Origin of the sequence: Streptomyces lincolnensis, from assembly GCF_021173675.1 — a bacterium.
GTDB lineage: Bacteria > Actinomycetota > Actinomycetes > Streptomycetales > Streptomycetaceae > Streptomyces > Streptomyces lincolnensis_B.
Window position 1 is genome coordinate 303,795 of sequence record NZ_JAIHON010000013.1, and the last position, 23,560, is coordinate 327,354.

A 23,560-nucleotide genomic window follows, 5' to 3' on the forward strand; every position below is an offset into this window, starting at 1 on the left:
ACCCATGAACTACGCACACGTCTCCGCCGAGCTCCTGGCCGAAGAGGAACTGCCGGGCTACGGGAGCCGATCGGGCCGTTACGACTCCTTCCTGGTGCGCGACCGCGCCTGCTGGCTGGTCTCCGCGACCGGAGACGAACCGCTGGTGGGGCGCGTGGCGGCGGAGACCTCCCGCCTCTTCGCAGAGCAGCGCCGCTGGCCCGCCCCCCGGCCCGGTCACGGGCACGGATTCGCCTCGCCTCTGCCGGACGGAGGGCTCGCGACGGTCGACAACGGCCTGGTCACGGTGTACGACGGGGCGTCCGGCGTGCGGTGGCGGCATGAGTTCGATCCGTGGTCCGACTCGGAGAACGCCGGTGCGTCCTGCGTCGCCGATGCCTCGGGCCGCCGCCTCCTCGTCACCACCACGGGCGATCTCGGTGCGGACGGGTCCTACGCGGGGGACCTGTGCGTCGCCCTCGATCTGGCCGACGGGCGACCCGTCACCGAGACGGTGCTGCCGTCGGCGACCGCGGGCTATGTCTTCCAGCAGTCCCTGACCGACCCAGCACAGCTGTTCCTCGACGCGCTGATGGGTGACACCTTCCACTCGCTGGCGGTCACCTTGCGCGACGACATCCTGCGCGTGGAGAACATCGGCGTGGAGAACGATCCGTTCGGTGGGCTCGCCCTGAACGGCGCGGTGATCAAGACGGATGTCGGCGGCGGGTGGCTGAGCCGCTGGGAGGAGGGCCAGGAGGACATCGTCACCGAAGCCGAGGACGTCCTCCCCGAGGGGATGCTTTTCGTCGGACACCGCCCCGGCTTCCTGGACAAGAACCGGGTCCTGGCCGCCGCGTCGGAGGAAGACGACGCGACGGCCAACCGGCACCTCGTCCTCGACGCCCACACCCTCCGCCCCGTCGCCGAACTCGACTACCCCGGCACCGCTTCCCAGGATCCCCTGGCCCTCGGCGACGGCACCTGGCTGACCGCGTCGGGGGACGTCGTACGGCGTTGGCGGGTGGCCGACTGAGCACGCGTGTCGCCGCGCACCTCCTCGCGGAGGACCGGCTGCCCGGTATCGGCGTCCGCATCGGCCGCTACGACGGCCGGCTGGTACGGCGGCGGACCAACTGGCTGGTCGCCGAGGACGCGGGGCGGATCGTCGTGGGCCGGATCGCCCAGGATCCGGCCCGGGTGTTCAGCCGCGGACACCGGTGGCCGTCGCCCGACCCCGCGCGGAGCCACGGCTACGCCTTCCAACAGTCCCTCACGGACCCGGCCCAACTGTTCCTCGACGCGGCGATGGGGGCACCGGACACCTGGACAAGAACCGCGTCCTGGCGGCTGCGGCCGAGGAGGAGTGGTCCCAGGTGTCCCGCCACCTCCTCCTCGACAGTCGCACGCTGCGACCGGTCGCCGAAGTCCGGTATCCCGGCACGTCCTGCCTCGACCCCATCGCCCTCGGCGACGGCACCTGGCTGACCACGGACGGCGATCTGGTGCGGCGGTGGCGGTCGGCCGGCTGACCGGGGGCCGCCCCCGTGCCCACCCCGTGGACGCCCCCTTGACGCGGACCGGGTGCCGATCGAGACTCCACTTGGGAATCCTAGTGAACAGGTAGGGAAACATGGGGCGCCTTGAGCCGGTCGGTGCGCGGGTGAGCCGTACGTCCGGACCGTCGCCCCTGCTGACGTCCCGCCGTCACATCGATCTGCTGCGGGTGTGCAGCGCGCTCGGGCCCCTGGGCTGAGCCCTCGCGCCGCTGGTACCCGACGACGCCTCCGCCGCGCGTACGTCCGCGCGCCGAACCCCGGGGAGACCCATGACCGTCACACCGTTCGCCCCCGTCCCCTCCGCCCAGCAGACCCCGGCCTTCCGCGGACGGATCGGGCGGGACGCGCGCAGCGGGCACTACGCCGTGCCGCGCCGCTACCGCCTCCACCTGTCCACGACCTGTCCCGACGGTCTCCGGATCGCCGTGACGCACAGCCTGCTCGGGCTCGACGACGTCTGTACCGTCACGCCGTTGGACGCGGTCCCGGACTGTCCCGACGGCGGGCACTCCGCGCTGCGCCCGCTGTACGAGGCGAGCGTGCACCGGTACCGGGGCGCGGCCGTCGGGCCGGTGCTGAGCGACGACTGGTCGGGGCGGATCGTCAGCACCCACGCGCCCGACATCACCCGTGACCTGGCCCGGCACTTCGGCGGCGGCCGCCCCACGCCGTACCCGTGCGGGGCGGAGTCGGAGATCGAGGCCGTGGAGCGGATGTGCGCGCAGGGGATCGAGAGGGCCGCCCAGCTTGCCGGCGCCGCCGGTTCCGACCCGGCGGAACGGGACACGGCGCTCGGGAACCTGCTGCACACCCTGGGCGTGCTGGAGCGTCGGCTCGTGGCGGAGGAGTACCTGATCCGGGATCGGATCACCGCCGCCGACGTGGAGTTGTGGGTCGCGCTGGTGCAGCTCGACACCGTGCACCGCCACCACCTGGACGCCGCCGCCGTGCACCGCGTCGCCCACCATCCCGCCCTGTGGGCCTACGCCCGCCGCCTGGCCGCCCACCCGGCCTTCGGCGCGCACCTCGACCTCGACGGCATCGCCCGCCGTCACCACGCCCGTTGCCGGGGCCTGGAGGCCGCCGGGTCGGCCGTGCAGATCCTGGACTGGGAGTCCCACGCGGCCGGTCGGCCGTAGCCGAAGGGCAGAGGGCAGGGGGCAGGGGGCAGGGGGCAGGGGGCAGGGGAACACATCCCGGGCCCGGGGTGTTGTCACGCATGACGAGATCCGTCGGGCGCTGCCGCGCGCCCGACGCGCCCGAAAGGGCACCCGCCAGGAGGAGGTGACGGACGTGACGCGCACACTCCGCTCCGTCCACCTGTACTCCCGGCCGCACATCGATCTCCAGCGCGTGTCCGCCGCGCTCTGTCGCTCCTGACTGACCCGTCCCGGCCCCAGCCGCCGTGCCCCGCCCGTGCGCGGGCCGGCGTACTCGTACGGACCTTCAGGAAGGCACCTCCTCGTGTCCCCTTCTTCGTCTTCTGCCGCTTCTCTCCCTCCGCTGCACCTCGCCGTCGCCCTGGACGGCACCGGCTGGCACCCCGCCTCCTGGCGCGAGCCGGTGGCCCGACCCCGTGAGCTGTTCACCGCCGGCTACTGGGCCGACCTGGTCGCCGAGGCCGAACGCGGTCTGCTCGACTTCGTCACCTTCGAGGACGGCCTGGGCCTTCAGTCCTCGCACCACCTGGAGCTGGACGGCCGCACGGACCAGGTCCGCGGCCGCCTGGACGCCGTACTGATCGCCTCGCGCGTCGCACCCCTCTCCCGCCACATAGGTCTGGTGCCGACCGTGGTTGCCACCCACACGGAGCCGTTCCACATCTCCAAGGCGATCGCCACCCTCGACTACGTCAGCACCGGCCGCGCGGGTCTGCGCGTGCAGATCTCCGCCCGCCCGCACGAGGCCGACCACTTCGGCCGCCGTACCGTCCCGCCCGTCGAGGAATACGCCGAGGGGTACGACAGCCCGGTGGTGACCGAGCTCCTCGACGAGGCCGCCGACCACGTCGAGGTCGTGCGACGGCTCTGGGACAGCTGGGAGGACGACGCCGAGATCCGGGACGTGGCCACCGGCCGTTTCGTCGACCGGGACAAGCTGCACCACATCGACTTCAAGGGCAGGCACTTCGACGTCAAGGGCCCCTCCATCACCCCGCGCCCGCCCCAGGGCCAGCCGCTCGTCACCGCCCTCGCCCACGGGACCGTCCCCTACCGGCTGGTGGCCCGCCGGGCCGACCTCGGCCACGTCACCCCGCACGACGCCGACGACGCCCGAGCGATCGTCGCCGAGATCCGCGCCGAACAGGAGAACGCGGGCCGGGCGGCCGAACCCCTGCACGTCTTCGGCGATCTCGTGGTCTTCCTGGACGACGACCCGGCCGAGGCCGCCGCCCGCCGGGACCGGCTCGACGCGCTCACCCCGGAGCCGTACACGAGTGACGCCCGCGTCTTCACCGGGACGCCCGCCCAACTCGCCGACCTGCTCCTGGAGTTGCGGTCGGCCGGTCTGACCGGCTTCCGGCTGCGTCCCGCGGTCCTCGGCCACGATCTGCCGGCCATCACCCGCGGACTGGTCCCCGAACTCCAGCGCCGGGGCGTCTTCCGTACCGCCTACGAGGCGGACACCCTGCGCGGCCTGCTGGGCCTCGCCCGCCCCGCCAGCCGCTACGCCGCCGTCTGAGCCTCCGCGTCGGAAGGACCCGCAGATCCCATGAGCAAGCCGCTGAAGCAGATCCATCTGGCCGCGCACTTCCCCGGTGTCAACAACACCACCGTGTGGAGCGACCCCGAGGCCGGCAGCCACATCGAGTTCAGCTCCTTCGCGCACTTCGCGCGCACCGCCGAACGCGCCAGGTTCGACTTCCTGTTCCTCGCCGAGGGCCTGCGGCTGCGTGAACAGGGCGGAAAGATCTACGACCTGGACGTCGTGGGCCGCCCCGACACCTTCACCGTCCTCGCCGCGCTCGCCGCCGTCACCGAGCACCTCGGCCTGACCGGCACCATCAACTCCACCTTCAACGAGCCCTACGAGGTGGCCCGCCAGTTCGCCAGCCTCGACCATCTCTCCGGCGGCCGCTCCGCCTGGAACGTCGTCACCTCCTGGGACGCCTTCACCGGCGAGAACTTCCGCCGCGGCGGCTTCCTGCCGCAGCAGGAGCGCTACTCCCGCGCCAAGGAGTTCCTGGCCACCGCGCACGAACTCTTCGACTCCTGGCACGGCGACGAGATCCTCGCCGACCAGGCGGCGGGACAGTTCCTGCGGGACGCCAAGGCCGGCTCCTTCGTCCACACCGGCAGGCACTTCGACATCCACGGCCAGTTCAACGTCCCGCGCTCCCCGCAGGGCCGCCCGGTGATCTTCCAGGCCGGCGACTCCGACGAGGGCCGCGAGTTCGCCGCCTCGGACGCCGACGCGATCTTCAGCCGGTACGCCGGCCTGGAGGAGGGCCGGGCCTTCTACACCGACGTCAAGAACCGCCTCGCCAAGTACGGCCGCCGCCCCGACCAGTTGCTGATCCTGCCCGCCGCCACCTTCGCCCTCGCCGACACCGACGCCGAGGCGGAGGAACTCGCGCGCGAGGTGCGCCGACAGCAGGTCAGCGGGGCCACCGCCCTCAAGCACCTGGAGTTCGTCTGGAACCGGGACCTGTCCTCCTACGACCCGGACGGCCCGCTGCCCGACATCGACCCGGACGTCCACGAGAACCACATCTCCCAGGGGCGCGCCCAGGTCCGCATGTACCGGGACCCGCTGGCCACCGCCCGCGAGTGGCGCGAGCTCGCCGCCGCCCGCGACTGGTCCATCCGCGACCTGGTCATCAACACCGGCAACCGGCAGAACTTCGTGGGCTCACCCGAGACCGTCGCCCGCACGATCGACGCGTACGTCCAGGCCGACGCCAGCGACGGCTTCATCCTGGTCCCGCACCTCACCCCGACCGGGCTCGACGCCTTCGCCGACAAGGTCGTACCCCTGCTCCAGGAACGGGGTGTGTTCCGTACCGAGTACGAGGGGCCGACCCTGCGCCACCACCTCGGTCTGGCTCATCCGGACGACGTGCGCGGTGAGCAACGGGCAGCGTCCTGAGCGTCCCCGGCGTGGCGTGGTCGGGGGAACGTCTCCCTCCCCCGAAGGTGACGTTCCCCCGACCGCTTCCCCCGGCGCCGGACTGATGGTCCGATCCTCGTCCGTGTGCGACCCGTACGTGCTCTCACCAGCACATCACGGCCGTTTCCCCCGAACCCCAGCCGGAGTACAGGCGCACACGGACGAAGTAGCGTCGGCCCTTGACGAGATGGGCCTTGATCGTGGCGTTGCGGTCGGTGCCGCCGTCGTCCTGGCCGGTGAGGTAGCGGGGCTCGCCGTCCCGCTCCTCGAAGACCACGACGAGGGCGTCGCTCTCGCCGAAGGTGCCCACGGTGTACTCGCGGGTCTCCGGCGGCTCGACGGTGAAGTCGGCCTGCTCGCCCGGCCCGAGGGCGAGCGGGGCCGAACGGAAGGGCACCAGGGCCTGCGGCCGCGGCGGGCGGGCCGCCGGGTACCAGCGCAGGACGTACTCCTGGTCGGCGGGGGAGAGGACGCCGGGCGGGTCGATGCCCGCGCGGTACTGCTCCGGCTCCAGGATCAGCCCCGCCTCGAAGGGGTACTGCATGATCGACTGCGGGTCCCAGACGGAGCCGTTGACCTCGTCCGGGTCGAGCTTGCGCAGGATGTTGAAGAAGGTCCGCTCCCGGTTCCAGAAGTTCGGCGGGCCCGCCAGGTCGGCGTAGACGGCCTCGTCGTCCCAGTGGATGCCGGCGAACGGGCTCTGGTGCTCGTGCAGCATGCCGAGCGCGTGCCCGATCTCGTGCAGGGCCGTCCCGCGCTCCCCGGGCGCGGTCAGGTCCCAGCCGAAGTTCATGGTCCGCTCGTTCAGCCCGACCTGGAGCGCGTCCTTGCCCACGGTCGACCAGGAGCCGTCCCCGACCTGGAAGCCGATCCGCAGTTCGGCCTCCGAGCGGTCGGTGACCTCGGCGAACGTCACGCCGATGCCGAGGTCCTGCCACTCGCGGAAGCACTCCCGTACGACGTCCCGCTGCTCCTTGGCGCCGGCCCATGTCACCCGCCGGGTCGCCCCGGTGCCCGGGACGGGGATGACGGACCCGTCGGCGTCGTCGTCGAAGAAGTAGTAGTGCAGCACGGTGTTGTTGACCCACATACGGCTGCCGCCGATGAGCGCACTGAGCCGCTCGGCTGCCAGACCCGGCGCGAAGGCGCGGTCCGGCGCCTGTGCGAGGGAGCAGTAGCGCGCGGTCATGGCGACCACCCTGCCGTCGGCGTGCTCCCGGTGACTTGAGTCGGGGGCTACTCAAGTCACCCTGTATCAGGGATGAGTAGGCGTGCTCCATCTACCGTGACGCCATTCGCACGGGACGCCAAGACGCTGGAACTGCCCTGGCCCTTCACCGGCCGGGAGGACGAACTCGAACTGGTCCGCAGGGCCCTGACCGGCTCCCGCCACGGCATCGTGGTGACCGGTCCGGCGGGCACGGGCAAGACCCGCCTCGCCACGGAGGCCCTGCGCGGCGCGGACTGCGTGAAGGTGGCCGGGACGCCCGAGACCCGGCAGCTGCCCTTCGCCGCGTTCGCGCCCGTACTGCCCGAGTCGGTGTCCCTGCACCGCGCGCTCCACCTGCTGTCCGGCACCCGGCTGCTGCTGGTCGACGACGCCCATCTGCTGGACGACGCCTCCGCCGCCCTGGTCCACCAGCTGGCCGTGCACGGACGCACCCGGCTGCTGGTCGTCGCCACCGACGGGGTCCCGGTGCCCGGCGCGATCTCCCGTCTGTGGACCGGGGAGCTGCTGCCGCGCCTGGCCCTGGAACCGCTGCCCCGGGACGAGACGGCCCTGCTGCTGACGGCGGGCGCCGGGCAGGGGCTGGAACCGCTCACCGTCGGCCGGCTGTACCGCCTGTGCCGGGGCGACCTGCGGTTGCTGCGCGACCTGGTGGGCGCGGTGCGCGAGCTGCTCGTGCGTGTTCCGGGTACGGACACCTGGGCCTGGCGCGGCCCGGTGCCGGTCACCGCGACCGTCCGCGAGCGCGCCGGGCACGTCCTGGACCGCGCCTGCCCCGAGGAGCGCGAGACCCTGGAGCGCGTGGCCTTCGGCGAGCCCCTGCCGCTCGACGCCGACGACCTCGACCTGCGCGTCCTCGAACGCCTGGAGGCCGACGGCCTGGTCCATGTGGACGACCGCGGCGCCGTCCGTCTCGCCCACCCCCTGCACGGGCCGGTGCTGCGCGCCGCGGCGGGCCGTCTGCGGGCCAAACGGCTGGCCCGCACCCCGGACAGCTGTGCCACGGCCCTGGCGGCGGAGTCGGCCGCCCTGAGCCGGGGCATCGCCCAGGACGACGTGCGGGAGGTCCCGACGCCGGTGGGGGAGTGGCTGGTGGCGGAGGGCGCCACGGTCCCGGCCGGACACGCCGCGCTGCGCGCGCGGTTCGCACGCCTGCGGGGGGAACTGCGGGAGGCGGCGGCCTGGGCGAGGGAGGGACTGCGGGACGCTGCCGATGACCCGTCCTGCCGTACCGAACTCGCCCTGGCCGCCGCGCAGTCGGGCGAGGTGTCCACCGAGCCGGACGCGGGCGCGGGCGTGTGGTGGGCGGCTGCCCGCGGTGACCTCGGCGTGGCGCTGGAGACGATCACCGACGATCCCTACGACGCCGTCCGCCTCGGCGCGCCCGAACGGGCCCTGGGCCGCCTCACCGGCGTGTTCGCCGCGCACGCCGAGGCGCTCGCCCGGGGCGACGGCCCGGCCCTGGACCGGGTGGCCGAGCAGTGGGAGGAGCGCGGCTTCCTGCTGTTCGCCGCCGAGGCCCGCGCCCAGGCCGTGGCCACACACCGCGACCCGCGCGCCGCCCGTGTCTCGCGGACCCGTGCCGTGGCCCTGGCCCGGCGCTGCCAGGGCGCCCGTACCCCGGCGCTGTCCGGCCCCGCCCTCGGTGAACTCACCGCCCGGCAACGGCAGATCGTCACGCTCGCCGCCGCGGGGCTCAGCAACCGGCAGATCGCCCAGCAGCTCACCCTGTCCGTCCGGACCGTGGGCAACCACCTCTACAGCGCCTACGCCCGGCTCGGCGCCGGTGACCGCGACGCCCTGTCGTGGCTGGTGGAGCAGCCGGAAACCCGGTCGGCCTGAGCCGACCGCCCCAGAACCGGCGGTCTGACCCCCAGGTTTCGGGGGAGGGGTCAGGCCGCCGACCCAACCGGTGCCACCGGAGTCGGGCCGCGCCGAACGACCGGGGGTCAGGCCGCGCCGAACGCCGAGAACGCCCAGCCGGTGGCCTGGTGGGTGGCGTCGCCCGGAAGCGCGGTCCGGGCGTCGCGCAGCGCCTCCGCCAGGGACAGCCCGGAGCTGAGCCCCTTGTGCAGCGCGAGCATCAACGGCACCACCGCGGCGTCGTTGACGGGCGCGCTGCACGCCACCACCCCGGCCGTGCCCAGCGGCAGCAGCGCGGTGACCAGGCCGAGCAGCTCGTCGGCGCCCACCGAGGCGAACCGGGCGGTGTCGCAGCAGGACAGGATGATCCGGTACGGGCTGCGGTCCAGCCGCTCGAAGTCGTGGACGATCAGCGGGCCGTCGGCCATCCGCAGCGCCGAGAACAGCGGGCTGTCCGCGCGGAACGTGCCGTGCGCGGCGATGTGCGCCAGCTCGGAGCCGTCCAGCTCCTCCAACACCCGGGGCACCCGGGCCTCTTCGTACTCCAGCACCGTCGACCCCCCGTACCGGTCGGCCAGTTCGGGCACCTCCGCGCCCTCCGTCGCCAGCCCCGGCCCGCGCACCAGCACCCGGCGGCCTCCCGGCGGCGGCACGGTGTCCCGGGACCGCAGCCAGCTGCTCGCCGACGGCGACACGCTGAACACCCGCTCCCGCAGCGACGGCAGCAGCGCCCAGGGCACCCGGTGCAGCCGGCCCGGCGGTACCACCACGACCGGGCCCGTGCCCAGCCGCTCCGCCGCCGGCCCGAACAGCAGCTCCTCCAGGCGCCGGCCCGCCGCCTCCACCACCGGAAGCCTGGCCTCCGCACCCGGGTGGGCCAGCCGCCGCAGGCTCGCCTGCACATGCTCGGCCTCGGTCTCCGCCTCGGCCAGCAGCCCGGCCTCGAACCGCCGCACCCGCCCCTGCCCGCACAGCAGTACCTGCACCCGCCCGTCGAGCACGGCCAGCTCCACCAGCCGTACGTCCTCGCCCAGCCGTTCCAGCAGCAGCGCCGGATCGAACCGGTGCCCGCCGCCGGGCGCCGCACCGCTGATGTGCAGGGTCCGGGAGCGGATCTCCCGCTCCAGGCGCCGCTGGTCACGCTCCAGCGCGGGGACGGGACGGCCGTCCATCCGGGCGGCCTCGGCGCGGGAGGCGATCTCCCGGAACGCGGTCAGCCCGCTGAGCAGGGCCGGGTCGGCGGGCGGCCGGGTGGGCGGCGCGGACAGGACGGTGGCCCGCCAGCGCTCGCTCCACGTCAGCAGCCGGCGCGGTCCGCCGGAGTCGAGACTCGCCCGCTGGGCCAGCGCGGCGAGCTCCGCGCCCTGCGCGGTCGCGCGGGCCCGCAGCTCCGACGCGCCGAGCGTGGTGCGGTGCGCGTCCAGCACGTCGAGGCCGTGCCGGCAGGCCTCCAGCACGCCCCGGCCGGAACCGGCCGCCCGGGCCCGCAGCGCCTGCGCCGCCCAGCCCGTCATCCGGGCCAGCGGCGGCCCGCCGTGCCGGCTGCGCGCGGCGACCTTCAGATGCAGTTCGGCGTCCGCCGTCCAGCCCAGGTCGAGCGCGATCCGCCCCGCCAGCAAGGACGCCTCCGGCGCGGCCGGCGCGCCGAACGCGGCCAGCCGCTCGGCCACCGCGGCCGCGTCCGCGACCAGCCGCCCCGAGGCCCGCCCCGCCGCGACCCGCGCCTCGATCAGCACCAGCCGGGCGTGCGCCTCCCACCAGGGCCTGCGCTGCCCGGCGAACAGCCGCACGGCCAGGGCCGCGCGCGCGATCGCCGTGTGCGGATCACCTCCGAGCCGGGCCGCCCGGGCGGCGGCGAGCAGCAGCTCTGCCTTGCGCGTCGACTGCCCGCCGATGCCGTCGAGCACGGCGATCGCCGCGTCCGCCTCGGCCAGCGCCTCCGGGGCGAGACCGGCGGCCATCAGAACCTCGCAGCGCCGGATGTTCAGCATGAACGTCGGCGTGCCGAGCTTGGCGTAGCGCTCCTCCGCCTCGTCCAGCAGCCGGAGCGCCGCCGGGATGTCGCCCGAGCGGAACGCGGCCAGACCGCGGCTCTCCACGGCGTCGGCCTTGTCGTGCTCCTGGCCCGTGGTGTCCCACAGCGACTCGGCCGCGGTGAAGTCCGCGGCCGCCCGCTCCACCGCGCCGAGCGCGAGATGCACGGTGGCGCGCAGGGTCAGCGCGCGCGCCGTCCAGATGACGTCGTCCGCCTGCCGCAGCACGGGGATCGACCGGCGTACGTCCTCCAGCGCCTCCCGGTGCCGCCCCAGCACCCACGAGGCGTACGCCCGCCGGAACAGCACCCGGGCCCTGGTGTGCCCGCCGCTCACCTCGACACCGCGTTCCAGCGCCCGCAGGCCCTCCCGGGTGCGGCCGGCGTGCACCAGCGCCACGCCGAGCGCGGCCAGCACGTCCGCCTCCCGGTCGGCCGACTCCGCGCGCACCGCCAGTTCCCGGGCGCGTCGCAGATGGTGCAGCGCGATCCTGAGGTCGCCCCAGTCCCGCTGCCAGATACCGATCACCTGGTGGGCGACGGAGGCGTGCAGGGGCGGGGGATCCGAGCCGAGTACCTCTTCCGCCCTCGCCAGCGCCTCGTTGGGCGCGGCGAACACCATCGGCAGCAGTTCGAGAACCGAGTCGCTTCCCGCTGTCACCTGATGGATGGTAGTGGTCCCGGACACACCCGAAACAGGCCTGCGCCGCATCAGCTGTATCCGTCCGCTGTATCAATCGAGGGCCCCGCCGCTCTGACTGACGACCACCGCCTCAGTGGGAGGGACACGCCATGGCACCTCAGCGATTCCATGAGCAGTTCGATCAGATCCAGCGCTCCATGCCCGACGTCCCCCTGGCCCTCGGCCCCGACGACGCCGCGGAGTTCATCTACGAGAAGGGTGTCGTCCTCGCCCGTGACGGTGAGGAGGCACGGATCGTCGAGGACAACGTGCGCACGCACTTCACCGCGGCGACCGGCCTGAGCGCCGACCAGGTGCGACGGGCCGGCCCGGAGACCAACCGCTCCGGCATCACCCGTATCCAGGTCGGCGACCCGGCCCACGGCGACATGCACGCCGACCGGGCCGTCGCGCACGCCCTGCGTGCCCTGCGCGAACCCGAGGGACGCGCCGGGCACCGGCTGATCAGCCGCAACCACGTGGTGTCGATCGCGGTGAACTCCTGTCCCGGCGACGAACCCGTGCCCGCCCCGCTCACGCAGGGCACCAACCCGGCCGCCGCCGAGGGCGGCCACACCGCGGACAGCGCCGTGGGCGTCCTGGTCGTCGACAACGGCCTCACCCACGACTACGCCTCCGTCCCGCTGCTCGCCCACGTCCAGGGCGACCTGCACGGCACCGAGACCGACAGCCGGGGCAACCTCCTGCAGTACATCGGCCACGGCACGTTCATCGCGGGGCTCGTCGCCGCCGTCGCGCCCAACACGGACGTCACCGTCCGCAGCACCCTCAACGACGCCGGCGCCATCCTGGAGTCCGAGTTCGGCGAGCGGCTCTTCGACGCCGTAGACCGGGACGGCTGGCCCGACGTCATCAGCCTCTCCGCCGGCACCTCCAACGGCCGCACCGACGGCCTTCTGGGCGTCGCCGCCTTCATGGAGGAACTCCGGCAGCAGCGCACCCTGTTGGTCGCCGCGGCCGGCAACAACGCCAGCGCCACCCCCTTCTGGCCCGCCGCCTACGCCGCGCTGCCCGAGTACCGGGACGTCGTGCTGTCGGTCGGCGCGCTGCGCGGCGACGGCGAGTTCGGCGCCTGCTTCAGCAACCACGGCCCCTGGGTGAACGCCTACGCCCCCGGCGAGCGCCTCACCAGCGCCCTGACCGGCTTCGACGCGCCCGTCCCGTACGAGTACCAGCACTCCACGTACGACGACTGCCGTTACGGCTTCACCTACGTGTGCACCTGCCAGTCGCCCCGCCACACCGGCGTGCTGAGCGAGAACGGCGCGAGTACCAAGCCCGACCAGGTGATGTTCGAGGGGTTCGCACACTGGAGCGGCACCTCCTTCGCCACCCCGGTCGTCGCCGGGATGATCGCCGCGCACATGACCGCGCACAAGGAGACCGACCCGCGCGCCGCCCGCAAGCAACTGATCGCCGCGAACGGAGAGTTCGCGGAGGTGCGCGGGGCCCATGTGCCGGCGCTGCGCCCGGCCACCTGGCGGCCGGTGCCGGTCGTACAGCGCTCGGTCCCGGCCGTGCAGCGCCCGGCCCGCGCATGAGGTCCGGAACCGTCCCTTCCACGGCGTACGATGACTTGCCGTACACGAGGGGTGGGGACGTGGACCGAGCAGATGTCGGCGGGCTCGTCCAGTCCGCCGTCGACGGTGACGCGGCGGCCTGGAAGGCGCTCGTGGAAGGGCTGAGCCCACTGGTGTGGTCCGTCGTGCGCGCGCACCGGCTCTCCGACGCCGACGCGCACGAGGTGTACCAGACGGTGTGGTTCCGCTTCGCCCAGCATCTGGGCCGGATCCGCGAACCGCAGAAGGCGGGCTCCTGGCTGGCGAGCACCGCACGTCACGAGTGCCTGAAGGTGCTCAAGGGCTTGAGGCGGCTGACGCCCACGGACGATCCGCACGTCCTGGACCGGGTCAGCGACGACCGGACGCCCGAGCAGTCGTTCCTCGACTCCGAGGAGGCCGCCGCCGAGTCGGAGCGGATCCGGCGCGTGTGGCAGGAGTTCGAGGAACTCGGTGAACGCTGCCGGCAGTTGCTGCGGGTGCTGATGGCGTCGCCGCCGCCCAGCTATCAGGAGGTGTCCGCCGCGCTCGGTATCGCGGTGGGCAGCATCGGGCCGCTGCGCCAGCGCTGTCTGCGCCGCCTGCGGGCCCGACTCGACGCACGGGGAGCGTTGTGAGCGACATGGACGACGAGACCTTTCCCGACGGGGGATTTCCCGAGGACGGCGCCGACGGCGCGGAGTTCGAGAACGACGTGCTGGAGGAGGAGCTGCGCCGGGCCGCGGGCATCCTGGACCCGGTCCCGCCCGCCCTGCGGCAACTCGCGGTGGAGGCCTACGCGTTGCACGACCTGGACGCCCGGCTCGCCGAGCTGACCTTCGACTCTCTGGTCGACGCGATTCCGGTGCGCGGGGCGACGGACGTCTCCCGCATGCTGACCTTCCACACCGGGGACGTCACGGTCGACGTCGAGGTGTCGTCGCAGGGGCTGATCGGGCAGGTGCTGCCCCCGCAGCCGGCGGGCATCGAGGTGCTCGTCGGACCGCATTCGGGCACCGCGCTGGTGGCCGACGCCATGGGGCGCTTCAGCTCCGACGTGACCCCCGCCGGCCCCTTCGCGCTGCGGCTGCGGACCGGCGGAGAGGTGGTGGTCACCGAGTGGCTGCGCGCCTGACCTCGCGGCGGCCGGCCCTCACCAGCTGACGGGCAGGGTCTGCGGCCCGCGGATCATCGTCTTCCGGCGCCAGGCAACCTCGTCGGCGGGCACCGCGAGCCGCAGGCCCGGCAACCGGTCCAGCAGGGTGCCGAGGAGCAGTTCGGTCTGCATGCGGGCGAGGACGGCACCGGTGCAGTGGTGGGGGCCGTTGCCGAACGCCAGGTGCGGGTGGGGATCGCGGTCCACGTCGATGCGCTCCGGGTCCGGGAACACCGCCGGGTCCCGGTTGGCGGCCAGGTAGGAGACGTACACCGCGTCGCCCGCGCCGATCCGGTGGCCGTGCAGGTCGACGTCCTCCAGGGCGATCCGGGCCAGGCCCACCGAGGTGCGGTGCGGGATGTGGCGCAGCAGCTCGTCGACGGCGACGCCGCGCGCCGCGGGGTCCTGCCGCAGCCGGGCCATCAGCTCGGGGCGGGTCAGCACCAGGTACAGCATCTGGCCGCAGTTGTGGGTGACGGCCTCGCCGCCGATCTGGAGCGGACCGGCGAGACCGACCGCCTCCTCCTCACCGAGGTCACCGCGGGCCACGGCCGCGCCGAGCAGGGAGTACACGTCGTCGCCGGTGCTGTGCGCGCGGGCACGGACGGTGTCCGTGATCCACCCGTACAGGCCGTTCTTGGCCCGCTCGGCCGCCTCGGCGCCGCCGGAGGTGGAGATGATCGTCCGCGTCCAGGCGTGCACCTGCTCCCGGTCGGCGGCGGGTACCCCCATGACCTCGCTGACGACGGCGATCGGGAAGGGTTCGAGGACCCGCTCCACCAGATCGGCCGGGGGCCCGGCCCGCACCATCCCGTCCACCAGCCCGTCCAGCATCTCCTGCGCCCGGGGCCGCAGCCGCTTCGCCGCCCCCACGGTGAACGCCCCCGCGACCGCCTTGCGCAGCCGGTTGTGGTCCGGCTGGTCGGCGAACGCGAGCGAACCGGGCCGCGGCTTGAAATGCGGGGCGAGCCGGGTGACCTGGCGGCCGGTGACCTCGGCCCGGCTGAACCGCGGATCGTTGGTGATCGCCTTGACGTCGTCGTAGCGGGTGGCCAGCCACGCCCAGCCCTCGCCGTGCGGCAGCTGGATCCGGGTCAGCGGCCCCTCGCGCATGAACTCGGCGAGCAGGGGATCGAACTCCGGCCCCTTCAGGTCGAGCGCGGGCCAGTGCCGCACCGGCGGCGGCGCCTGCGGGGTCAGCGTGGTGGTCTCCTCGGTCATGCCCCCACCCTCACCGCGGCCCGGACGCCTGTCGCGCGGGAGTGCTCCAGCCGGAGGTCGGCCGGCCGCGCCCACGAGGTCAGCTCACCGCGTCCACCAGCGCGGCCAGCGCCCGCGCGAGCCGGCCGAGCGCCGGCCCGGCCGGTCCGCCCGGCTCCGCCATGTACGTGTCCCGGCGGATCTCCACCATCAGGGCGCTCACCCGGGGATCACGGCCGTAGAACTCCAGGGGTACGTACGTCCCGCCGAACGGACTGTCGAGCCCCACCTCCCCGATCTCCCCGAACGCCTCTCGGGCCGCGGTGAGCGGCTCGGGCGGGGTGTGGAACGCGTCGGTGCCGAGGCAGACCGGCGGCCGGGGGCCCTCACCGTGCAGCTCGTACGGCAACGCCCGGGTCGGATACGAGTGCACGTCGATGATCACGGCCCGCCCGGTCGCCGCCAGCCGGTCCGACACGGCATCGGTCATGGCCTGTGCATACGGCCGGAAGTACCGCTCGATCAACGGCCCCGCGTCGAAACCGGCCGACCGCAGCACCTCCCGGTGCGTGGTCCGCGTGTACACCGCCCCCATCCCGACGGCGAGCATCTCCTCCCGCTCGTCCGGAAACCGCTCCGGATCCACGACCAGCCGCGACAGCCGGTTCACGAACCGCCAGGGCGGCACCCCGGCGAGCCCGGCCGCCGCCTCGGCGATCTCCGCCGTGTGCGCGTCGGTGATGTGGTCCAGCTCCCGCTCCAGGGCCGCGTCGTCCAGCACGATCCCGGCGCGCACGTCGGCCGGGATCTCCCGCGCGGAGTGCGGCACATGAAGGATCACGGGGGAGTCGGCGGCACCGGGCAGCAGTGCGTACGAGGTCGGTGCGGGGGCGGGCACGGGGCGGCTCCGGAGGGCTCGGGCGGGGGGCCGGTCAGGCCAATTCGACGTAGCGGTGGACCCGGTCGAAGCGCAGGGCCGCCAGGTCCCGGCGGCGGATCACCCAGTGGGCCGTGCCGGAGTCGAGTTCCGTGACGTCGTCGCCGCACCTCCAGGTGGCCAGGAGTGTCCAGTCGTCGGCGTCCTGGCCGGCGTCGCGGGCGTCATGAACGGGGTCGTTCTGGGGCGAGACCGGGTGGCCGCCGATCTGCAGCATCCAGGGGGGGTCGGTGGCCGCTCTCGTGCCACCAGGCGCCCTCCAGCTCCTCGGCGAGCTCGAACTGCTCCTCGTCGGCGTCCTCGCCCCAGGTGTCCAGGGCGAAGCTCTCGGGCATCTGGGGACCCGACTGGTGCCAGAGCGTGCGCAGTTCCCGCTCCTGGTACGGCTCGCGCCAGGGGTGTTCGACGGATTGCCGGGTGGTCGGCGTCCCGGCGGGGACGTACAGGACCGCGTCGTCCTCTTGTTTCCCGATGCCGCTCACGTCGGGCGCCGCGAAGAGGAGCAGATGGCCGTCGGAGGGGAGCGGGAGGTCGGTGGCGCCCGGCGGGAGGGCCGCGAGGTCGACGGAGGCCACGAAGGGCTCGGACGGTTGCGCGACGCCCCGCGGCAGCAGCGGGTCGCCGCCCACCCGGGCCACGAGGGGGCCGTCACCGCCCTCCGCCAGGTATGCCGCCGGCCGGACGCCGCGAATCCACTCCTCCACCGCCTCGGACGGCAGGTCCTGGGAGGCGGCCTCGGCCCGGAAGCGGTCCAGTCTGTGCGCGATCTCGTCAGTCACGCGATCACCCTAACGGGCATGTACGCGGGCGGTGTTGGGCGTCCCCGGCCGGGACATGCCGCCCCCCCCGCCGGACATGCCGCCGCCCCGGCCGGGCGCGATGCCGGCCGGGGCGGCGGGAGTGCTACGGCCCCGTCAGGGGCTCCCGCGTCAGCCGATCGACGCGAGGGCCTCGTTCCACGTGGTCGACGGGCGCATGACCGCGGCGGCCTTGGCCGGGTCGGGCTGGTAGTAGCCGCCGATCTCGGCCGGGCTGCCCTGGACGGCGTTCAGCTCGTCGACGATCTTCTGCTCGTTGGCGGAGAGCGTCTCGGCGAGCGGGGCGAAGGCCTTGGCCAGGTCGGCGTCGTCGGTCTGCTGGGCCAGCTCCTGCGCCCAGTACAGGGACAGGTAGAAGTGGCTGCCGCGGTTGTCGATGCCGCCGACGCGACGGGTCGGGGACTTGTCCTCGTTGAGGAAGGTCGCCGTGGCGCGGTCGAGGGTGTCGGCGAGGACCTTGGCCCGGGTGTTGCCGGTGGCCGTCGCGTACTGCTCCAGGGAGGGGACCAGCGCGAAGAACTCACCGAGGGAGTCCCAGCGCAGGTAGTTCTCCTTGACCAGCTGCTGGACGTGCTTCGGCGCGGAACCGCCGGCGCCCGTCTCGAACAGGCCGCCGCCCGCCATCAGCGGGACGACCGACAGCATCTTGGCGCTGGTGCCCAGCTCCAGGATCGGGAACAGGTCGGTCAGGTAGTCACGCAGCACGTTGCCGGTCACCGAGATGGTGTTCTCGCCGCGGCGGATGCGCTCCACCGACAGCTTGGTGGCCTCGACGGGGGCGAGGACGCGGATGTCCAGGCCCTCGGTGTCGTGCTCGGCCAGGTACTCGTTGACCTTGGCGATCAGGTTGGCGTCGTGCGCGCGGGTCTCGTCCAGCCAGAACACCGCCGGGTCGCCGGTGGCGCGGGCACGGGTGACGGCCAGCTTCACCCAGTCCCTGATCGGGGCGTCCTTGGTCTGGCAGGCGCGGAAGATGTCGCCGGCGGAGACGGTCTGCTCGATGAGGGCGGTGCCGTTCTGGTCGACCAGGCGGACCGTGCCGGTGACCGGGATCTCGAAGGTCTTGTCGTGGCTGCCGTACTCCTCGGCCTTCTGCGCCATGAGGCCGACGTTCGGGACGGAGCCCATGGTCGACGGGTCGTAGGCGCCGTTGGCCCGGCAGTCGTCGATCACGGCCTGGTAGACACCGGCGTAGGAGGAGTCCGGCAGGACCGCGAGGGTGTCGGCCTCCTGGCCGTTCGGGCCCCACATGTGGCCGGAGGTGCGGATCATGGCCGGCATCGAGGCGTCGACGATCACGTCGGACGGCACGTGCAGGTTGGTGATGCCCTTGTCTGAGTCGACCATGGCCAGCTGGGGGCCCTCGGCGAGCTCGGCGTCGAAGGAGGCCTTGATCTCGGCGCCCTCCGGCAGGGCCTCCAGGCCCTTGTGGATGCCGCCCAGACCGTCGTTCGGGGACAGACCGGCCGCGGCCAGCGTCTCGCCGTACTTCGCGAAGGTCTTCGGGAAGAAGGCGCGCACCACGTGACCGAAGACGATCGGGTCGGAGACCTTCATCATCGTGGCCTTGAGGTGCACGGAGAACAGCACGTCCTCGGCCTTGGCCCTGGCGATCTGCGCGGTCAGGAACTCGCGCAGCGGCGCGACGTGCATGACGGAGGCGTCGACGACCTCGCCCGCGAGGACCGGTACCGACTCGCGCAGCACGGTGGTGGAGCCGTCGTCGCCGACCAGCTCGATCTTCAGCGAGCCGGCCTCGGAGATCACGACGGACTTCTCGGTGGAGCGGAAGTCGTCCACGCCCATGGTCGCCACGTTCGTCTTGGACTCGGGGGTCCAGGCGCCCATGCGGTGCGGGTGGTTCTTGGCGTAGTTCTTGACCGAGGCGGGGGCGCGCCGGTCGGAGTTGCCCTCACGCAGGACCGGGTTGACCGCGGAGCCCTTGATCTTGTCGTAGCGGGCCTGGATCTCCCGCTCCTCGTCGGTCTTGGGGTCGTCCGGGTAGTTCGGCAGCGCGTAGCCCTGCGCCTGAAGCTCGGCGACGGCGGCCTTGAGCTGCGGGATGGACGCCGAGATGTTCGGCAGCTTGATGATGTTGGCCTCGGGCGTCTTGGCCAGTTCGCCCAGCTCGTGCAGGGCGTCCGGGATGCGCTGGTCCTCGGTCAGGTACTCCGGGAACACGGCGATGATCCGCCCGGCCAGCGAGATGTCCCGCGTCTCCACGGAGACACCCGCCTGCGAGGCGTACGCCTGGACCACCGGCAGGAACGAATACGTCGCCAGGGCCGGGGCCTCGTCAGTGTGCGTATAGATGATGGTCGAGTCAGTCACCGGGTGCTCCGCTCCACGTCTGCAACATTGCTCGACATCAAGATATCTCGTGACCGTCCCGGGCTCGACAGGGGTCCGCATCCGGATCAGGACATGCCGACGAGCCCGGAGGTCCCCAGGATCAGTCGATCCGGGCGACGGGCACCTCGCCCGCCTCGATCCCGCTCTCCGCGCCGCGCTGCTGCGGGATCGACACCGAGCCCTGCTGGAGGGCGACCGTGCGGGCGGGGGCCGGGATGCGGATGCCCTCGGCTCGGTAGCGCCGGTGCAGGCGCTTGATGAACTCGTGCTTGATCCGGTACTGGTCGCTGAACTCGCCGACGCCCAGGATCACCGTGAAGCCGATGCGCGAGTCGCCGAAGGTGTGGAAGCGGATGATCGGCTCGTGGTCCGGCAGGGCGCCCTCGACCTGTGTCATCACTTCGCCGATGACCTCGTTGGTCACCCGCTCGACGTGGTCCAGGTCGCTGTCGTAGGCCACCCCGACCTGGAGCAGGATCGTCAGCTCCTGCTCGGGACGCATGAAGTTGGTCATGTTCGTCCTGGCGAGTTCCCCGTTGGGGATCACGACCAGGTTGTTGGACAGGTTGCGGACGGTCGTCTGGCGCCAGTTGATGTCCTCGACATAGCCCTCCTCGCCGCTGCTCAGCTGGATGTAGTCGCCGGGCTGGACGGTCTTGGAGGCGAGGATGTGGATGCCCGCGAAGAGGTTGGCCAGGGTGTCCTGGAGGGCCAGGGCGACCGCGAGACCGCCGACGCCGAGGGCGGTGAGCATCGGCGCTATGGAGATGCCCAGGGTCTGGAGCACCACCAGGAAACCGAGGGCCAGGACCAGCACCCGGGTGATGTTGACGAAGATCGTGGCCGACCCGGCGACACCCGAGCGGGACGCGGTGACCGTCCGGACCAGCCCGGCCACCAGCCGGGCCGCCGCCACCGTGACGACGAAGATCAGCAGCACGGTCAGGACCTGGTTGACGGTCCGCTGGACCGCCGAGGTCAGCGGCAGCGCCGCGGCCGCCACGGCCACACCGCCCGCGACCGCCGCCGACGGCACCACGGTTCTGAGCGCGGCCACGATCACGTCGTCGCCGTTCCAGGTGGTGCGTCCGGCGTGCTTGCCCAGCCACTTGAGCAGCATGCGCAGCAGGAACGCCGCCACCAGCCCCGCCACCACGGCGATTCCGGCGACGACCAGGTCGTCCATGGTGAGATCCCGTTCAATTGCCGCCACGTTGCCACCTGTTCGCATTGCTGGATGTGCGGTCGCGCGACCGTGAAGGTTTCGTGGTCGCGCGACCGCTCATCCTGCCGTATCCGGTACAGGAGTTCGTACCGCGCCCGGCGCCGGATCGCCGGGTTTCAGACGATGCCCTCGGCCAGTTCGGCCTGTTCCCGGTCGGAGTAGGCGGCCGCGGTGGGCGTCCCGTACGAGCGGCGGGCGACGAACCACCACACGGTGGCCAGGAGCAGCACGACGGCCAGGGCGACGGACGCGTAGTTCATGGTGTCCACGGTCACCGGCGAGGACTGCGGCAGACAGAACAGGACCGTCACACAGGCCACCCACGTCACCGCCGTCCATCCGATCGGCTTGCTCCACCGCCCCAGATTCCAGGGACCTGGCTGGAAACGGTCGCCCGCGCGCAGCCGCAGCAGGACGGGAATGGCGTACGCCGGTGTGATGCCGATGACATTGATGGCCGTCACCGCGCCGTACGCGGTGGGCGAGTACAGCGAGGGCAGGGCGAGGACGCAGGCGACCGCGACCGACAGCCACACGGCGGGGACCGGGGTACGGGTGCGGTCGCTGACCTTGCGCCACAGCGCGGAGCCCGGCAGGGCCTTGTCACGGCTGAACGCGAACACCATCCGGCTGGCCGCCGCGACCTCGGCGTTGCCGCAGAACAGCTGGGCCACGATCACGACGAGCAGCAGCGCGCTCGCGCCGTCCGTGCCCAGCCCGTCGAGCAGGATCTGCGCGGGCGGCACCCCGGTCTCGCTGGCCCGCGTGGCGTCGTAGTCCTGGATCGCGAAGGTGAGTCCCGCCAGCAGCACGAAGCCCGCGAGCCACGACACCCAGATCGAGCGCACGATGCCCTTGGCGGCCGCCACCGAGGCGTTGGAGGTCTCCTCGGACAGATGGGCCGAGGCGTCGTAGCCGGAGAACGTGTACTGCGCGAGCAGCAGGCCGATCGCGGCGACGTAGATCGGATTCGACCAGCCGGTGTCGTTGACGAACTCGGTGAAGACGAAGGACGGGGACTGGTGGTGGTCGGGGACGATCGCCAGCGTGCCGACGATGAGCGCGACACCCGCCAGGTGCCACCACACGGAGATCGAGTTCAGCACGGAGACCAGCCGCACCCCGAACAGGTTCAGCACGGCGTGCAGCAGCAGGATCGCCATGAAGATCAGCATCGTCTTCTCCGGCGTCGGCTCGAAGCCCCACTGGAGGTTCAGGAAGGCGCCGGTGAACAGGGCGGCGCCGTAGTCGATGCCGGCGATCGCGCCGAGCAGGCCGAGCAGGTTCAGCCAGCCCGTGTACCAGCCCCAGCGGCGGCCGCCGAGCCGGTCGGCCATGTAGTACAGGGCGCCGGATGTCGGATACGCGCTGGTGACCTCGGCCAGCGCGAGTCCCACGCACAGCACGAACAGACCGACGCCCGCCCAGCCCCACAGCATCACCGCGGGTCCGCCGGCGCCCATGCCGAAGCCGTACAGGGTCATGCAGCCGGACAGGATGGAGATCACCGAGAAGCTGATCGCGAAGTTGCCGAAACCGCCCATGCGGCGGGCCAGCACCGGCCGGTAGCCGAGTTCGCGCAGGCGTCGCTCCTCGTCGTGGTGCGGTGCTCCCGGTGCTGTCGGAACTGTCGATGGGTCGGGGGTGGGTGACATACGGCGACCTCCAACGGGGGGAAGGCGGGGGAGGGGACAGGGGGTGGCTGTCAGGAGCCCGGGTCGTGGGCCGCGGACCGGCTGCGCGTACGGGCCCGGAGGAAGACCTCCACGGCCTGGGGCCGGTCGCCCGGGTCGGTGGTGCGGTGGGCCCAGGGCAGGGGCGTGTAGTAGGGGCCGAGCGCCTCGAAGACCCGGGCCGCGTCCTCGAACCGCAGCGCTCCCCACAGGGCGTGGGCCAGATGGTTGAGGTCGAGCGGGGTGCGTTCGACGGGGGTGGAGCGCTCGAACCAGTCGACGTACGCCCGCTGGGCCTCGCGGATGGCGTCCTCGGCGACCCAGTGCAGATCGAGGGCGGCGGAGTGCCCGCCGCCGCGCCGGTAGCGCTCGACCCGGACGTAGAGCGGCAGGACGTGCAGTGCGGAGCCCGGCGGTGCGGTGTCGGCGACCCAGTGCGCGAAGCCGGACGCCTCCGCGAGGCGTTCGCCGCCCGCCTGCGCGTACAGGAACTGGAGCACCCGGTGGTGGGCCTCGCGGTTGTGCGGGTCGCGTTTGTCGGCCTCGGCGAGCAGACCCCACGGGCCGGCCGGCAGCATCGGAGCGGGCGGCGGGACCCGGTGCTCCTCCCACAGCTGCCTGCGGTCCAGCTGGGCGAGCGCCAGCAGGCACACCCAGGGCACCGGGTCGTGGGGCGCGGCCCGGGTGGCGGCGTCGCTGACGTCCCAGGCCTCGATCCACAGTTCGTGCGTACGGCGATGCTCCTCGCGCCGGGCCCGTAACGCGCGCTCCACGGCCACCCGGGCCTGCATCACCGCGGCCGGGACGCTGTGCGGCTCCTCGGCGAGCCAGGCCCGCACCACGTCGGTGCCGGCCGCCGCCGCGGCCAGGACCTGGGTGCGCTGCGTCCACTGCCACCAGGTCGCGGTGTCCTCCAGCAGGGTGCGCATCGACATCCAGCGCCCGGTGCGCACCTCCTGCAGCGCGGCGCGCAACTCGGTGTCGGGCCCCGCGGGGTCGTAGGCGGGTCGTGCTCCGTCTCTGGCCATCAGCCGCCCGCCCCGGACTCAGGGTCGGGCAGGACAGCGGGCTGGAGTAACAACATCCCTCCTCTGGGCGGGAGTTGAGGAGATCACGTGGGACGGCGGTCACTATAGGGGTGCGGTATGCGTGACACCCGCGGTTCCCTGATCCTTGCGAACTCTTTT

The 23,560-nt window shown here is 72.9% G+C and carries 21 protein-coding genes; 11 read left to right on the forward strand and 10 right to left on the reverse strand.

The features are described from left to right. The first annotated feature begins 4 nt into the window (after positions 1-4). The 7 genes from K4B79_RS35380 to K4B79_RS35400 all read left to right on the forward strand — a co-directional run bounded on the left by K4B79_RS35380 (position 5) and on the right by K4B79_RS35400 (position 5,627). Positions 5-1,015 (forward strand): hypothetical protein, encoded by a 1,011-nt coding sequence (locus K4B79_RS35380; protein ID WP_232031475.1) that lies wholly within the window; start codon positions 5-7, stop codon positions 1,013-1,015. Between the two features lie 340 nt (positions 1,016-1,355). Next, on the forward strand, positions 1,356-1,511 hold the full coding sequence (locus K4B79_RS35385; protein ID WP_232031476.1) for a hypothetical protein: 156 nt from the start codon (positions 1,356-1,358) through the stop codon (positions 1,509-1,511). 101 nt (positions 1,512-1,612) lie between these two features. Continuing rightward, positions 1,613-1,735, forward strand: a complete 123-nt coding sequence (locus K4B79_RS48015; protein WP_269464314.1) for a putative leader peptide — start codon at positions 1,613-1,615, stop codon at positions 1,733-1,735. Positions 1,736-1,807: 72 nt separating this feature from the next. After that, positions 1,808-2,677 carry a glutathione S-transferase C-terminal domain-containing protein gene (locus tag K4B79_RS35390; protein ID WP_232031477.1) on the forward strand — a complete coding sequence of 290 codons (870 nt, stop codon included), beginning with the start codon at positions 1,808-1,810 and terminating at the stop codon, positions 2,675-2,677. 154 nt (positions 2,678-2,831) lie between these two features. After that, entirely contained in the window at positions 2,832-2,918 is an 87-nt protein-coding gene (locus K4B79_RS48710; protein ID WP_374208544.1) for a putative leader peptide, read from the forward strand. A gap of 84 nt (positions 2,919-3,002) precedes the next feature. Beyond that, on the forward strand, positions 3,003-4,220 hold the full coding sequence (locus tag K4B79_RS35395) for an LLM class flavin-dependent oxidoreductase (RefSeq protein WP_232031478.1): 1,218 nt from the start codon (positions 3,003-3,005) through the stop codon (positions 4,218-4,220). Positions 4,221-4,250: 30 nt separating this feature from the next. Continuing rightward, positions 4,251-5,627 carry an NtaA/DmoA family FMN-dependent monooxygenase gene (locus K4B79_RS35400; protein WP_232031479.1) on the forward strand — a complete coding sequence of 459 codons (1,377 nt, stop codon included), beginning with the start codon at positions 4,251-4,253 and terminating at the stop codon, positions 5,625-5,627. A gap of 124 nt (positions 5,628-5,751) precedes the next feature. Here K4B79_RS35400 and absR1 read toward each other — a convergent pair whose 3' ends face one another. Beyond that, entirely contained in the window at positions 5,752-6,837 is a 1,086-nt protein-coding gene (absR1, locus tag K4B79_RS35405; protein WP_232031480.1) for a beta-glucuronidase AbsR1, read from the reverse strand. A gap of 72 nt (positions 6,838-6,909) precedes the next feature. Between absR1 and K4B79_RS35410 the strand changes: the two genes are divergently transcribed. Beyond that, on the forward strand, positions 6,910-8,718 hold the full coding sequence (locus K4B79_RS35410) for a LuxR family transcriptional regulator AbsR2 (RefSeq protein WP_232031481.1): 1,809 nt from the start codon (positions 6,910-6,912) through the stop codon (positions 8,716-8,718). 107 nt (positions 8,719-8,825) lie between these two features. On the opposite strand, the gene K4B79_RS35415 is transcribed toward K4B79_RS35410, so the two are convergent. Continuing rightward, positions 8,826-11,393 carry a CHAT domain-containing protein gene (locus K4B79_RS35415; protein WP_232031543.1) on the reverse strand — a complete coding sequence of 856 codons (2,568 nt, stop codon included), beginning with the start codon at positions 11,391-11,393 and terminating at the stop codon, positions 8,826-8,828. A 170-nt stretch (positions 11,394-11,563) separates the two neighbouring features. Here K4B79_RS35415 and K4B79_RS35420 point away from each other — a divergent pair, with 170 nt between their 5' ends. From K4B79_RS35420 to K4B79_RS35430, 3 genes are read left to right on the forward strand one after another with little or no spacing between them, the layout of a single operon-like run. After that, positions 11,564-13,015, forward strand: a complete 1,452-nt coding sequence (locus K4B79_RS35420; protein WP_232031482.1) for a S8/S53 family peptidase — start codon at positions 11,564-11,566, stop codon at positions 13,013-13,015. Positions 13,016-13,074: 59 nt separating this feature from the next. Further along, positions 13,075-13,650 carry an RNA polymerase sigma factor gene (locus tag K4B79_RS35425; RefSeq protein ID WP_232031483.1) on the forward strand — a complete coding sequence of 192 codons (576 nt, stop codon included), beginning with the start codon at positions 13,075-13,077 and terminating at the stop codon, positions 13,648-13,650. Positions 13,651-13,655: 5 nt separating this feature from the next. Next, positions 13,656-14,147, forward strand: a complete 492-nt coding sequence (locus K4B79_RS35430) for a hypothetical protein (RefSeq protein WP_232031545.1) — start codon at positions 13,656-13,658, stop codon at positions 14,145-14,147. Positions 14,148-14,165: 18 nt separating this feature from the next. On the opposite strand, the gene K4B79_RS35435 is transcribed toward K4B79_RS35430, so the two are convergent. The 8 genes from K4B79_RS35435 to K4B79_RS35470 form a co-directional block, all read right to left on the reverse strand. Further along, entirely contained in the window at positions 14,166-15,389 is a 1,224-nt protein-coding gene (locus tag K4B79_RS35435) for a cytochrome P450 (RefSeq protein WP_232031484.1), read from the reverse strand. A 79-nt stretch (positions 15,390-15,468) separates the two neighbouring features. Beyond that, a complete protein-coding gene (locus tag K4B79_RS35440; RefSeq protein WP_232031486.1) occupies positions 15,469-16,266 on the reverse strand; it encodes an N-formylglutamate amidohydrolase in 798 nt (265 codons plus the stop codon). Positions 16,267-16,300: 34 nt separating this feature from the next. Next, positions 16,301-16,522 (reverse strand): DUF1963 domain-containing protein, encoded by a 222-nt coding sequence (locus K4B79_RS35445; protein WP_232031488.1) that lies wholly within the window; start codon positions 16,520-16,522, stop codon positions 16,301-16,303. Beyond that, complete coding sequence (locus K4B79_RS35450) at positions 16,470-17,084, reverse strand: DUF1963 domain-containing protein (RefSeq protein WP_232031490.1); 615 nt, start codon at positions 17,082-17,084, stop codon at positions 16,470-16,472. The genes K4B79_RS35445 and K4B79_RS35450 overlap by 53 nt, the downstream gene beginning before the upstream one ends. Before the next feature lie 150 nt (positions 17,085-17,234). Continuing rightward, positions 17,235-19,454, reverse strand: coding sequence for an NADP-dependent isocitrate dehydrogenase (locus K4B79_RS35455; protein ID WP_232031492.1), 2,220 nt, complete (start codon positions 19,452-19,454; stop codon positions 17,235-17,237). Positions 19,455-19,575: 121 nt separating this feature from the next. Then, complete coding sequence (locus tag K4B79_RS35460; RefSeq protein ID WP_232031547.1) at positions 19,576-20,661, reverse strand: mechanosensitive ion channel family protein; 1,086 nt, start codon at positions 20,659-20,661, stop codon at positions 19,576-19,578. Between the two features lie 155 nt (positions 20,662-20,816). Further along, positions 20,817-22,355: an amino acid permease gene (locus tag K4B79_RS35465; protein ID WP_232031493.1), complete on the reverse strand. Its 1,539-nt coding sequence runs from the start codon at positions 22,353-22,355 to the stop codon at positions 20,817-20,819. Positions 22,356-22,405: 50 nt separating this feature from the next. Next, the gene (locus K4B79_RS35470; protein WP_232031494.1) at positions 22,406-23,401 is read right to left on the reverse strand and encodes a hypothetical protein; all 996 of its coding nucleotides are present in this window, start codon (positions 23,399-23,401) and stop codon (positions 22,406-22,408) included. Positions 23,402-23,560: the final 159 nt, after the last annotated feature.